This window comes from Enterobacter sp. BWH52 (assembly GCF_001037565.1).
Taxonomy (GTDB): domain Bacteria; phylum Pseudomonadota; class Gammaproteobacteria; order Enterobacterales; family Enterobacteriaceae; genus Enterobacter; species Enterobacter hormaechei_C.
Map to the genome: position 1 here is coordinate 3,499,281 of NZ_KQ089854.1, position 12,936 is coordinate 3,512,216.

Genomic DNA, 12,936 nt, shown 5'->3' on the forward strand with positions numbered 1-12,936 from the left:
CTGTTTTCAGACAATAAGAACCCGCACCCGTAAGTGAGGGTGAATTAAACACGGTTAATATTTGCAGCCGGAATAAGGGGGCTGCCGCCCCATTAATTAAATATTTGCGACCAAATCGCTAATTCATCGATCCCCAGGTATTCACGGAAAATTAAACCATCACGTAATTCAAGCTGACTGATACCGGTAATTGATATGGGTTTACGGGTCGGCGCACCAAATTTGCCGTAACCGTCATGCCAGGTTAACAACGACCAGCGCAATGAAAGTCGAATCGGCTCATTAGGATCTTTACGCACAATCAGGTGATGAAGTTGCGTTTCGCTGTCGGCAAATGAAGCGCGATAACCGGAAAGCTGTGCGCCAATTTCCTGTTCGCCGGTGCAGAGGCAGTGCCCCGGCGCGTACAGCGTCGCCGCCGGGTGATAGAGACCGGGCACCACGCCGCTGTTACCGCCCGCCCACATCGTTAAGTAGCGCTCAACGACCCCGGCCAGCGCCCCTTCCACGTCGTCGCCCTCGGGCCCGCCCGCCCAGCGGGCGTCCAGCGTCTCAGCAGACACAGATTCCAGCCCAAGCTGCTGGCGCATGGTCGCCAGGTTAAAAGCAAAGTCGCGGACATCCAGCCCCAGTTGCGCCACAATCGCGGCACGATCCTGAAGCAGCCACTCCTGGCGTACGGCACCATCAACACAAATGCGATCGGCCCAGGTGCGGACCCAGACATTTTTCCCCGTCGGCGGGCCAAAAAACCCCTCCCCCTGATGCTGAATGCGGGCTACGGTACGCTGCGCCGCATAGTACTCATCCCCCGGGTTCTGGCTGCACAGAATATCCTCCGTCAGCACCGCTCGCTGCGGGAAGCTGTGCATCGCCTCAAGCGTCAGGCGCATAAACTGGGAAAGCTCATGCAGCTGTTTTTCGGGGGTAGTGAAAACCACCGGCGTGGCGTAAAAATCCGCCAGCTGGCCGATATCTTTCTGCTCCCACACCACGTGCGTCAGCGTCAAAATGAACTGCTGGATAGAGTCGAATTGAGGGCTGAAGCCCCGCAATCTGGTCATGTGCGCTCCTTAGACTGGAATAGCGTTAAACCATTGGTTTCGATAACGCCGCTGCGTGGGCGACGCGCCGAGTGGCGTATCACCAGCGTACCGGGCACCGTAATCTGTTCAGGCTCTATGGTTCCGCTGTCAATTTGTTTCATTAACAGTTCCACCGTGGCATCCACCATCGCGCCGACCGGCTGCGACGCCGAGGTCAACGCATAAGAGGGCCAGCCGGAAGGGCCAATGTCGTCATACCCGACAACGGAGACCTCCTCCGGAATGCGCAAACCAAACTCATAGCGCGCCACATCCATTACCGTGACGGCCATATGATCGTTGGCGACAAAGACCGCATCCGGCGCTGGCGACGTCGAAAACAGGGTATAGGCTGCCCGGGTGGTTTGCTGAGCGTCGTAATTCCCGTGCACCACCCGCACATCGGTGATGCCATGTTCTTCCAGCGTGGAGATGAACCCGCGCTGGCGGGCAATATTGACCGGGGAATCGGCCACGCCGCCCACGTAGGCAAAACGCTTGTGCTCCCCCGCCAGCAGAAACTCGGCAATCTGCCGCGCGGCCGCTTCGTTATTACTGTTGACGCTGGAGGCCATGCCACTCTCTTCGCTGCGGTTAAACAGCACTACCGGGATCCCGGCGGCAAGGCATTCTTCAGATAACTCCAGCGACAGCGTCACCGAGGCCAGCACAATACCATCCACCCGGTACTGCATAATCTGGTCAAAAATACGGTCAACGTTGCCTTCCCGGTCGCCAACGAACAGCAGCAGGTGATAGTTCAGCGTATCCAGCTTTTGCGCCAGCGCCTCCAGCACCTGCGAGTAAAAGGGGTTATCAAAGTAAGAAATGACGACACCGATAATGCGCGAACGAGCCGTGTTGAGCGAACGGGCAATCGCATTCGGGCGATAACCCAGCTCGCGCGCTGCCTTCAGCACTTTTTCACGCGTTGCCGGCGAAATGCTGGCCCCCGGCGTGAACGTTCGCGACACCGCAGATTGCGATACCCCCGCCAGCTGAGCGACCTGTTGGGATGTGACTGCTGCAAAAGTCTTACGTTTCATTACCCCTGATTCCTTATCAACGTCCTGCCCATTTGCGCGTGCTTCAAACGCCTCAGCAAGTGGGTTTTTTTTATACTTACACCACCTTTGCATGCGTATGCAACACAAAAAATTAAAATTCTCACAACAAGATCGAGATCACTTTACAAACATGAAACCTTTTCGTAACTTCAAATATTGAATACGTATGCAAAGAGTTTTCATACCGTCAATGGTACCGGAGAGAACAGGAGTCGCCCAAAGGATTGAACCGGTAAACGTCGTCCCTGACTGGTTATAACCCATTAATTCTCAAGAGGTTCAAAACCATGTTTCAAGCACTGTTACGCCGTCGGGAAGCCCGGCTCTTTTTTATCATCAGCATCCTGTTCTTTATCTGCATCCATAGCATTGATGCATTCCTGGCCCCCATGATGATCAACCAGGGCATTGAGCCACAGATCATGGGCATCATTATGGGCGCGTCTGGTCTGGCAACCCTTCTGATACGCTTCCCGTTAGGCATTATTTCCGACGTGGTTAAAAGCCGCAGGATCTTCATCCAGATTGGCCTGCTGCTGCCAATTATCGCCTGGCCGATTGCCTGGCTTGAACCCAATGCCATTACGCTGTATCTGGCGAAAGCGGCAGACGGCGTCACGGCGGCGACCTGGGTGCTGTACAACATCCTGTTCATGCGTTACTTCGGTCGCAACGAAGCCCCTGCCGCCGTCGCGCTGCTGGCGCTTGCAGGGCCCATCGGCGTGTTTCTCGGCAACTGTATTGGCGCGGTGCTGATTCACTATTTCGCCAATAACATCGCCTTTTTTGTCTCCTGCATCTCCGCCCTGGTGGCGTTGATCCTGACGACCCGCATTCAGGACGTGCACGACCCGGTTCAGGCCCCCACGCTTAAAGCCTGCATTACCGGCGCGCGCCAGCAGCTGGCCGACCGTTCCGTCTGGCTGATTGGCATTCTGGCGACCGTCGTCATTCTGGTGCCCTTCGCCACCCGCGACACGCTGACGCCGGTCTATGCCGAGCAGCTTGGCGCCCGGGCGGGGATCCTCGCGCTGCTGGGTAACATTCACCTTCTTTTTTACGGGCTGGCCATCGCCCTGTGCAGCTCGGTGTTTTATCAGCGACTTGGGCTGGTAAAAACCGCCGTGCTCGGCATCGTTTTACAGGTGATATCCACTTTCGGCATTCCCTTCACCAGCAATATCTATGTTATTTACCTGTGGCAGGCGCTGGCGGGGTTCTCGTTCGGTATGGCCTTTGCGGCATTCATGTCGCTCAGCGTAGTGAATACCTCGTCTGATGAACAATCCACGCGAATGGGGCTATTCCAGACCATTTATTCCTGCGGCATGTTTGTCGGGCCGGTAATGATGGGCGTAATGATGCAACATATTAACCTGTCGTCCGGTTATATATTGATTGCCGCCCTTTCCGTTGTGGCCGCTATTGCCACGCCGCTGTCCGCTCGATGGGTATATGCCCGTAAAACGCAAACCTCAGCCCAATTATTAAAAAACGGTGCGTACGCTGCCGCGCCGGATCAATAACCCTTTCTGAAGTAAATACCCTTTCCCGGCTCGCCGGGAGGACAACTGACATCTGAAAAAGGTAAGGAGAAGCGAGTGTCCTGGAAATTAAAAACCGGTAAATCTACCGAAGAGCGCCAGCAAGCCAACCAGCAAATAAGAGAAACGGTTGAACAAATACTTGCGGATATTGAAAAACGCGGAAATAAAGCCATTCGCGAATTATCCATTAAATTCGATCGTTATGACCGTCAGGATTATCGTCTGACGTCCGCGGAGATTGACCGCTGCATAAAACAGTTAAGCCGTCAGGATATTCAGGATATTGAATTCGCCCAACAGCAGGTCGCGAATTTTGCCCGCGCGCAGAAAGAATGTCTGCGGGACCTGGAAATTGAAACGCGTCCCGGCGTTATTCTCGGGCATAAAAATATTCCGATTAACGCCGTGGGATGTTACGTGCCTGGCGGAAAATATCCCCTGCTCGCCTCCGCGCACATGTCGATCATCACCGCCAGCGTGGCGGGATGCTCAAGAATTATCAGCTGTGCCCCGCCGTTTAACGGTCAGCCCGCCCCGGCGATCGTCGCGGCGCAAAAAATGGCTGGCGCAACGGAAATCTATGCCCTTGGTGGCATTCAGGCGATAGGCGCCATGGCGCTGGGCACGGACTCGCTGGCACCGGTCGACATGCTGGTCGGCCCCGGTAACGCCTTCGTCGCGGAGGCCAAACGACAGCTGTTCGGCCGGGTAGGTATCGATCTGTTTGCCGGTCCGACGGAAACGCTGGTGATTGCCGATGACACCGTTGACGCGGAAATGTGCGCCACGGATCTGCTGGGCCAGGCCGAACACGGCGTCACCACCCCTGCCATCCTGCTGACGAACTCGCTCCAGCTTGCCAAAGAGACGCTCAGCGAAGTGGAACGGCTGCTGGAAAAGCTCCCTACCGCCGACATTGCCCGCCAGTCGTGGCAGGACTACGGGGAAATCATCGTCTGCGACAGCTACGATGAGATGCTGCTGGAGGCAGATCGTATCGCTTCCGAACATGTTCAGGTGATGACCAACCGGGACGACTGGTTCCTGGCTAACCTGACCAATTACGGCGCGCTGTTCCTTGGACCACGTACTAACGTGGCCTACGGCGATAAGGTGATCGGCACCAACCACACCCTGCCCACGCAGAAAGCCGCACGTTATACCGGCGGCCTGTGGGTGGGCAAGTTCATGAAAACCTGCACCTTCCAGAAAGTCCTCAGCGACGAAGCCACCGCCGAAATCGGCAGCTATTGTTCGCGTCTGTCGCTCCTGGAGGGGTTCGCCGGACATGCCGAGCAGGCCAATATTCGCGTGCGCCGTTATGGCCAGACGGAAGTTCCCTACGCCACACCGGCCCCGGTCAGGGAAAAGGTGTAAGCCATGACGCTTTTGCAAACGCCCTCTTTCACCCTGCACGGCAAACGCGCGCTGGTGACCGGCGGGTCAAGAGGGATTGGCTTCGCTGCCGCCGTCGCCCTCGCACAGGCAGGGGCAGAGGTCTGGATTGCCGCCCGGGGCCGCGAGGCGCTGGCGCATGCCGCAGGTCTGGCAGCGGAACACAGCCTCGCATTTCACCCGCTGGAACTGGATATTACCGACGCTCAGGAGGTGGAGCGTGTGCTGACAACGTTGCCCACGCCCGACATTCTGGTGAACAGTGCCGGGCTGGCCCGCCACCAGCCGTTTCTTGAGGTAAACGAGGAAAATTTCGATGCGGTGATGGCGCTTAACCTGCGCGCCACCTTTTTTGTCAGCCAGCGCGTGGCGCGCAGAATGCGGGCGGGCGGTAAGGGGGGATCGATTATTCACATCTCATCGCAAATGGGACACGTTGGCGGCCCCGAGCGTAGCGTGTACTGTGCCTCCAAATTCGCGCTTGAAGGGTTAACCCGAACGATGGCGCTGGAGCTGGGCGATGCGGGGATCCGCGTCAATACGCTGTGCCCGACCTTCATTGAAACCGACCTGACGCGTTCGTCGCTTGCCGATCCGGCGTTCCGCCACTACGTGCTGGACAATATCAAGCTGCGCCGGTTAGGCAGGCTGGAGGACATTATGGGGCCGGTGGTGTTCCTCGCCTCAGACGCCGCCGGGCTGATCACCGGCAGTGCCCTGATGGTTGACGGCGGCTGGACGGCTACGTGAGGGATGCAATGGAATATCCGCTTCTGGACAATACCGATCTGCCGCTGGTGCTGCTTGGTGGCACCCTGTGTAACGCCCGGCTCTGGCAGCCCCTTATTGAAAGGCTGAACATCTCAGCGGTGCTGTGCATCACGCTGACGGGCGCAGAGTCCGCGCCGCAGGCGTCACGGCGGTTATTAAAGGTTCTGCCGCCGCGCTTTCTGCTGGCGGGCTTTTCGCTCGGCGCGATTGTCGCGCTGCAAATGGCCGCCGACGCGCCAGAAAGAGTGAACGGGCTGACGCTGATTTCCGTTAATCCGTTGCCCGTTGCGCCAGAAACCCTCGCTTCACGCCGGGAAGCGGTACACACCGCACAGGCGCGGGGCCTGGCCGACTGGCTGGTCTCCTCGCTGTGGCAGAGCTATGTCACCCCGTCACGTCTGTCCGATCGGATCCTGCAAGAGACTATTTGCCGAATGGCGCAAGAGTGCGGCATTGAGACCTTTGCCGGGCAAACGGAAATGGCCATTCACCGGCAGGACAACCGGACTGCGTTTAACGCCCTCGACTGCCCCACATTACTTCTAAACGGCGCGCAGGACGTTATCTGCACGCCTCATCATCATCAACTACTGGCAGCAGGCAATGCGAACGTGACCAGGCATACGGTGGAGGCTGGCGGGCATTTTATTCCGCTGGAAACCCCGGATGAGATCGCGCCGCTGCTGCGTCAGTGGATAACGGAGTGCATACAGTGCGCAAAAACAGTTTAAAGACCGCATTTCTGGAAAATACCCCGATCGTTAACGGCTGGCTGGCAATCCCCTCCGGGTATAGCGCGGAAATTATGGGCCATCAGGGTTACGACGCCGTCACCGTCGATTTGCAGCACGGCATGATTGATTTTGCCAGCGCGTTGTCGATGCTACAGGCGCTATCGGCCACGCATGCCGTGCCGCTGGTGCGGGTGGCAGATAACGATCCGGCGCAAATCATGCGCGTATTAGACGCAGGAGCCTACGGCGTAATCTGCCCGATGATCTCCAGCGCGGAACAGGCTCGCCGTTTTGTCGCGGCCTGTCGCTATCCACCGCTGGGGGTTCGCTCCTTTGGTCCGGCCAGAGGTCTACTCTATGGCGGCAGCGATTATCCACAGCACGCCAACGACGAGATCCTGACGCTGGCAATGATCGAAACCCGCCAAGGGCTGGCGGATCTTGACGCCATCCTTGATACCGAAGGGCTGGACGGTGTGTTTATTGGCCCCAACGATCTCTCGCTGACGCTGACCGGCAGTGCCAGCGCCGAATCCCAACATCCCGAAATGCTTGCTGCTATTGAGCGGGTGATTCACTGCTGCCGCCAGCAGCAAAAGATTGCCGGTATTTTCTGCACTTCCGGCGCGGCCGCGGCAGCGCGTATTGCTCAGGGTTTCCAGTTTGTTACCCCTGCAAACGACGTTATGCAGCTGGGTCGCGCCTCACGTGAAGCCATTGCCCTCGCCCGCGGCAACGCCATCCCTACCACCGGTGCATCCGGTTATTAAAAGGAGAAATGATGAAAACTATCCATCTTACCCAGAGCCAGGCACGAACACGGTTAATCGCCCCCGACGATATGGTCTCCTGCAATCTTGCTTTTATTGATTGCAAGCTGCCCGGCTCGCATCTCAAACAAAACTATTCCTTCATCGGCCCGGGTGTAACCCAGTCCAGCGAGCAGGTCGTCAATATTCCCGAGCCGCACGGCTTTAACATTGGCGCGGCGGCTATGCCAAAAGGGGTGACGAATAACCTGCATCTGCATTTCACCGCAGAAGTGTTCCTGATCCATGAAGGGACGTGGCGTTTTCGCTGGGGCGCCAACGGCGAGCATGAAGCTGAATTTAGCGCGCCCACCATCCTCTCAATACCGACCTGGATCTTCCGCGGTTTCACCAACGTCAGTAAAGAAGATACCTGCGGCATGGTATTTACCGTGCTCGGCGGGGACAACACGGGCGGCATCATCTGGCACCCGTCAGTGCTGGCGGCCGCCAGCGAGTACGGTATGTATCTCAGCAAGGATAATATGCTGATTGCGCAGGAGCCAGGTGAGCCAACGCCCGATCCCGCCGCGCTGCTGACGCCGCTGTCAGAGCAATATATTGCCGGTCTGCGTGACTACAGCGTTGAGGAGATGCGCCAGCGTGCGGTAACCGGCGATGACCGCCGCTGGTCAGCACAGGGACTGCTGGATTCGGTGCTGCCGGGACACGGCGGCGAAATTGCGCCGGTTATCGGTTTCGGCATTTCACAGGATCGGGATTCCGCTCCCGCTATCCTGAGCCCGCACGGTTTTTCCGTCGAATGGTTGCGTCTTGCTGACGACCACATTGTCGGTCGCCATCTCTGCCCGGATATTCAGGTGATCATGGTCTTTAAAGGCCAGCTGGAGGTGACCTGGAACGAGGCGGGTAAGGAAGTCAGCATTATCGCCCCGGAACGTTCGGTGATCTCCATTCCGGCAAACAGCTGGCGCCGCTACCGCGCGGTTGATGGCAATGTGGAGTTTATTCTGACGACCCGGGGCGATCAGCGTAAGCGCCTCTACTGGGACGAGGCGATCCTGCACGAGGCGAGAGAACACAATCGCTGTATCGATCCTGATGGCTACGTGGCGGATGCCGACATCCTGCCAGCCACGGCCCGTCGGGCCGGTGCGATACTGGCAAAATGGCTGGCGGAGGCCTGACTGGGCTTGTGCTCGTCATCACGATACTGGCGCAGATTGATCACTGCGCCATTGTGAATACCCACATACAGCCCTGATCGGACCTTCTTAAACGTCACAATTATCCGACCATCCTCTTCTCCAGAACGGTGATATTTTTCCCTGCAATATTTTCCACCGTGAAATTATCCACATACAACAAAATGAGTTTCAGTCCTCTGCCGCTTTCAGCCAAAAGAGAGGCATCGAACGTCGCGTCGTCACGCACCGCCGCGAGACGTTCAGCGGGAAATTTATCGCCATCGTCCGTAAAACGCAGCGCCGCGTCCGAGACGGTAACGATGAACTCCACGGTGAAGCAACGTTCCGGATCCTCATGTAGCGCATGACGAATAATGTTGGTAGCCGTTTCACAGGCGGCGAGATCGAGCGCAAAGCGCCAGTCATCGCTAACGGACAGCGAAGCCATCTGACGCTCAAGCCATGCCGCAAGCGGCGAGACGGAGGTTAACGTGGCGGGAAAAGTAATGTCGTTAGCCACAGTCAACTCACTGATTTAGATGCGAAAGTGCCGTAGCGCGATCCGGGCAAATGCGAAATATGCGATCCATACGGGTCAGGGTGAACATGTTGCGTATACCGGGGTTCAGCGCACACAGCATCATTTCACCTTTACCATTCATCATCTTCAGCAGGGAAACCAGTGCGCCAAGGCCGCTGCTGTCGATAAAATCGATTTTGCTGAAATCGACTATCAGGGCTTTACGATCCACCCCAATCTCCCGGGCAATAGCTTCCTTAAATACCGCCGCCACCGAGGCGTCCAGTCGGCGCACCGAAGGCGTCATAATGTTTACGTCGTCCAGTCGGTCTGTATCAATGTTCATCGTTTACTCCTGTACGCTCAATCACTAATAAGGAAACATCGTCCGCCATGGCCTGCTGTTCACGGTATTTTCCGCTGCGCCAGCGTATAAGATGCTGCGCAAACTGCGGTAAGAGCCGTTCCAGTGCGAGCGTGGCGTCATCCTGAAGCCGACGCTGCAAACGAGCCTGACCAAACTGTTCGTTGTCAGGATTTTCACACTCGGTGATGCCATCACTAAACAGGCAGAGGCGCTCACCCGGCGCCAGCGAGAAGCTTACGTCTGACCAGCTGAGATCCGGCATCAATCCTACCGGCGCGCCGCCTTCACCTACCGTCCTGACCTCGCCGCCAGGGTTCACAATGAACGGCGTAGGATGCCCGGCCTGGCAAAGCTTGCCTTCACCTGTTGTCAGGTCGATAACACCGTAAATCATGGTGAAATAACTCATTATCTCAACCTCTTCGCTGCAAAAGCGACCATTCAGGATCCGAACGACTTCCGCAGGGGAAGCAACGTCGCTATCGTCCGCAAACAGAAAACGCTCTACCGCCCTGCCATGCAGAAACTGACGGGCCACGGCAAGTGACATCATCGCCGCACCAACGCCGTGCCCCGACACATCTACACAGTAGAATCCCAGGTGATTGTCCAGCGGGAAGACATTGAAAATATCGCCGGACACCCAGGCTGACGGCAAAAAAATCCAGTCTGCAAAGTAATCCCGGTAACGCAACTGATGCGCAGGCAGAACCGACTGCTGGATCCGCGCCGCCACTTCAAGGTCTTGCTCTATCTGCCTTAACGCCTCACTGAGACGTGCATTACGCGTAGCAAGCGTGGCCTCAAGGGACAGAACCCGTGCCCCCGCGTGCAATCGCGCCCGCAGCTCACTCTGCTCGACCGGCTTGTTGAGAAAATCATCCGCACCGGCGTCAAACCCCACCGTCAGATCGCCCGGCTCTTCGCGTGCGGTAAGCAAAATTAAATAAACATAATGTCCGAACTGACGGCTGCGAACCTCCCGGCACAACGTCAGGCCATCCATTTCCGGCATATCCCAGTCGCTGATCACCAGGCTGACTGGCTGGTTTTCGAGGATCTCAAGCGCGGCAACGCCGTTCTCCGCCTCGTAGACGGTATACCCCCACTGCGTCAGCATTCGGCTAAGCAGGCGACGATAAACCAGTGAGTCTTCAACTATCAGGACGTGCTGTGACAACATACGCCCTCCTAAAGCGGTAAGAACCAGATGACGCTGACGGTGCCTTCCCGGAATTTACCGCTGCCGCTCTGGTGACCGGGGTAACGGGTGCCGGAGTAGTTAGCATACTGAACAGAGAATGAACCTGGCGTATAACCCGCATAGCCAAAACTATAGCTGTAGTCGCCGTTCCAGGGCTGTTGCTGGCTGCTGTCCGGAAACCAGAACGCCGTGGCGCGCACGAAGAAGTGCTGCTTAAAGGTATAACCACACCCGCCCAATACCACGTTCTTGTTTTTGCGGATATCGTTGCTGTCCAGATCGTAATAACGCGGAACCCAGCTGTAGCCCATCTGGCAAATGATAGAGTCGCCTTTGTTAATCAGGAGCGTATTCTCTATCGGTTTCGGCAGTGAAAATTTATACGCCAGCGTCACGGCCCCCTGCTCAAAATAGGTGTGGCGACGGTTTCCTGACGTCCAGAAGCGGTTATCCCCGTAATTGCTGTACACCAGGCTGAAAGTGTTGGCATGCCAGTCATCATAGCCAAAACTGTAACGAAAATCGGCCGTGTAGCGGCTGGTGTCCGTCACCGGCAAACGCGATGTCACGTTCGCAAACCAGTAACTGTAGGGTGAGTATTGCAGGCTGAGATTAAGCGTCTGGTTGTATTTACGTTTCTGCTCTGCGGTGTCCGAGCTGTTAGGGATAGTCATCCACTGCTCTTTTAGTCCCGAACTAAAGCTCAGCGCGCCAGAGAAGACGTCTTCATTACCGGAGAACAGGCGACCCCAGCGGCTGGTGAACACGCCAGCCTGCACCGGCTCGCCGTTCTTGTCACGTAGTGAATCCGCATCGTCCTTCGGCGCCGACTCTGCGCCAGTGGCAACGCACAGCAGTGCGCAGGTCAGCAAAAATTTATCCCGCATCAGCCCTTCCTTAGTTAGGTATCCAGCGCGCGGCGACGTTATATTTCGCCATCAGCCACAGCACGCCCAGCGCCGCAGCGTGAATGAAGGTGTTCACTATCCAGTCCTGGCGCCACAGATCGAACGTGACGAACTGGCTTATCAGAAATACGACGTAGACATGCAAAATAAAGGTATAAAGCGAATGTTGACCCAGCGGAATAAGAAACCAGCCTGCGAGGCGATACAGGGGCAGCCAGCACCAGGTCAGCACCAAATAGACGGTCACCATCAGACAGATATCGTTAAGTACCCTGACGGGCCCAAGGCCATTTTTTGCCGCCCAGGTATGATAAAAAGCGTTGAAGTCCTCCGGCGAGAGGCTGTGCATTAGCAGTGCGGGCGGCATAAACGGGTTGGTATGGTTCTGGGCGATAAAGCCAAGAAGCAGCGCAATTATCACCAGCGCCACGAGCACGACCTTACCGGCGGGCGTACGGGCAAAAGAGATCAAATCCTCTTTGTACCAACCGCTGCACATACCCAGCACGAAAATAAACTGCCAGGCCAGCAGCGGAAACGCGAATTCAAACTGAGACGGCGTAGCGCGTACCGGCCACATCTGCCAGCCGCCGTAGACGAGCAACGATAAACCCAGCAGCCAGTAGACGTATCCTTTCTGGAGCATCCCCAAAAACAGGGGGCTTAACAGCAGAAGAAAAATATAGAGCCCAAGGATTTGCGTTTGATGAGGGCCAATTTGCAGGTAGAGGACAATGTTAAACCAGGTTTCTTTAATTTGCGGCGTCACCGGATACAGTGACCAGGTTGTACCTGAGTAACGATCGGTAAAATGGGTCACCTCAAAGACGTTAATAAACGGCAGATATCCTAACAGTAAAAATGAAAGAATAATGATGATATTTATCCGATATATTTTCCATGCACGCAGATAAAGTCCCCAGGATATAGTCAACAATACTGCTTTTTGCAATCTTACACGGTTTAACATTCCCAGCATAAATCCTGAAAGGATCACAAAACCCTCAGCGCCGGTGACCAGACCAAACCTTTCCCAGGTAAATATATTAAATATCGACATCACTTCCGTGTGCGCCACCACCATCATCACTAAGGCGATACCGCGCATAAAATCAATACGTAAATCACGTTTATCCGACGCGATGTAACGCCATGTCGTTGGTTTTTCAACGTCTTTATTTATAAGCACAGGCGCAATCTGGCTCATGGGGCGTCGCGTTCTCCATGCTAAAAAGTTTCTTGTATTTTATTTAGATAGCGTAAACAAAAGCATCTGGCAATTTTTGATAACGCTTCAAATATTATTAAGCGTAGTTAACAGTTATTTTAGCGCGTGTAAACAATCGAGTTTTAACCTCTCTGGAATTATTTCCTCCGCCAT

The 12,936-nt window shown here is 55.8% G+C and carries 13 protein-coding genes; 6 read left to right on the forward strand and 7 right to left on the reverse strand.

The annotated features are described in order from the left end of the window. Window positions 1-92 precede the first annotated feature (92 nt). On the reverse strand, window positions 93-1,064 hold the full coding sequence (locus tag SK47_RS16510) for a nuclear transport factor 2 family protein (RefSeq protein WP_015571630.1): 972 nt from the start codon (window positions 1,062-1,064) through the stop codon (window positions 93-95). Continuing rightward, on the reverse strand, window positions 1,061-2,131 hold the full coding sequence (locus tag SK47_RS16515; RefSeq protein WP_003862277.1) for a LacI family DNA-binding transcriptional regulator: 1,071 nt from the start codon (window positions 2,129-2,131) through the stop codon (window positions 1,061-1,063). The genes SK47_RS16510 and SK47_RS16515 overlap by 4 nt, the downstream gene beginning before the upstream one ends. 308 nt (window positions 2,132-2,439) lie before the next feature. Here SK47_RS16515 and SK47_RS16520 point away from each other — a divergent pair, with 308 nt between their 5' ends. The 6 genes from SK47_RS16520 (at window position 2,440) to SK47_RS16545 (ending at window position 8,556) form a co-directional block, all read left to right on the forward strand. Continuing rightward, a complete protein-coding gene (locus SK47_RS16520) occupies window positions 2,440-3,678 on the forward strand; it encodes an MFS transporter (protein ID WP_022651680.1) in 1,239 nt (412 codons plus the stop codon). 75 nt (window positions 3,679-3,753) lie between these two features. Beyond that, window positions 3,754-5,076: a histidinol dehydrogenase gene (hisD, locus tag SK47_RS16525; RefSeq protein WP_048241972.1), complete on the forward strand. Its 1,323-nt coding sequence runs from the start codon at window positions 3,754-3,756 to the stop codon at window positions 5,074-5,076. Between the two features lie 3 nt (window positions 5,077-5,079). After that, entirely contained in the window at window positions 5,080-5,844 is a 765-nt protein-coding gene (locus SK47_RS16530; RefSeq protein WP_048244781.1) for an SDR family NAD(P)-dependent oxidoreductase, read from the forward strand. An 8-nt stretch (window positions 5,845-5,852) separates the two neighbouring features. Continuing rightward, entirely contained in the window at window positions 5,853-6,596 is a 744-nt protein-coding gene (locus tag SK47_RS16535) for an alpha/beta fold hydrolase (RefSeq protein WP_048244783.1), read from the forward strand. Further along, window positions 6,578-7,369 carry an HpcH/HpaI aldolase family protein gene (locus SK47_RS16540; protein WP_048209482.1) on the forward strand — a complete coding sequence of 264 codons (792 nt, stop codon included), beginning with the start codon at window positions 6,578-6,580 and terminating at the stop codon, window positions 7,367-7,369. Before SK47_RS16535 ends, SK47_RS16540 begins: the two co-directional genes overlap by 19 nt. Before the next feature lie 11 nt (window positions 7,370-7,380). Then, on the forward strand, window positions 7,381-8,556 hold the full coding sequence (locus SK47_RS16545; RefSeq protein ID WP_048209485.1) for a cupin domain-containing protein: 1,176 nt from the start codon (window positions 7,381-7,383) through the stop codon (window positions 8,554-8,556). A gap of 100 nt (window positions 8,557-8,656) precedes the next feature. Here the strand turns inward: SK47_RS16545 and SK47_RS16550 are convergent, their stop codons facing one another. From SK47_RS16550 to opgC, 5 genes are read right to left on the reverse strand one after another with little or no spacing between them, the layout of a single operon-like run. Next, window positions 8,657-9,076 carry an ATP-binding protein gene (locus SK47_RS16550; protein ID WP_022651685.1) on the reverse strand — a complete coding sequence of 140 codons (420 nt, stop codon included), beginning with the start codon at window positions 9,074-9,076 and terminating at the stop codon, window positions 8,657-8,659. A gap of 7 nt (window positions 9,077-9,083) precedes the next feature. Then, window positions 9,084-9,422, reverse strand: a complete 339-nt coding sequence (locus SK47_RS16555; protein ID WP_003862258.1) for an STAS domain-containing protein — start codon at window positions 9,420-9,422, stop codon at window positions 9,084-9,086. Next, window positions 9,412-10,626 (reverse strand): PP2C family protein-serine/threonine phosphatase, encoded by a 1,215-nt coding sequence (locus tag SK47_RS16560; protein ID WP_032609966.1) that lies wholly within the window; start codon window positions 10,624-10,626, stop codon window positions 9,412-9,414. Before SK47_RS16560 ends, SK47_RS16555 begins: the two co-directional genes overlap by 11 nt. A gap of 8 nt (window positions 10,627-10,634) precedes the next feature. After that, entirely contained in the window at window positions 10,635-11,534 is a 900-nt protein-coding gene (locus SK47_RS16565) for a hypothetical protein (RefSeq protein WP_003862255.1), read from the reverse strand. 10 nt (window positions 11,535-11,544) lie between these two features. After that, entirely contained in the window at window positions 11,545-12,762 is a 1,218-nt protein-coding gene (gene opgC, locus SK47_RS16570) for an OpgC domain-containing protein (RefSeq protein WP_048244784.1), read from the reverse strand. Window positions 12,763-12,936 lie beyond the last annotated feature (174 nt).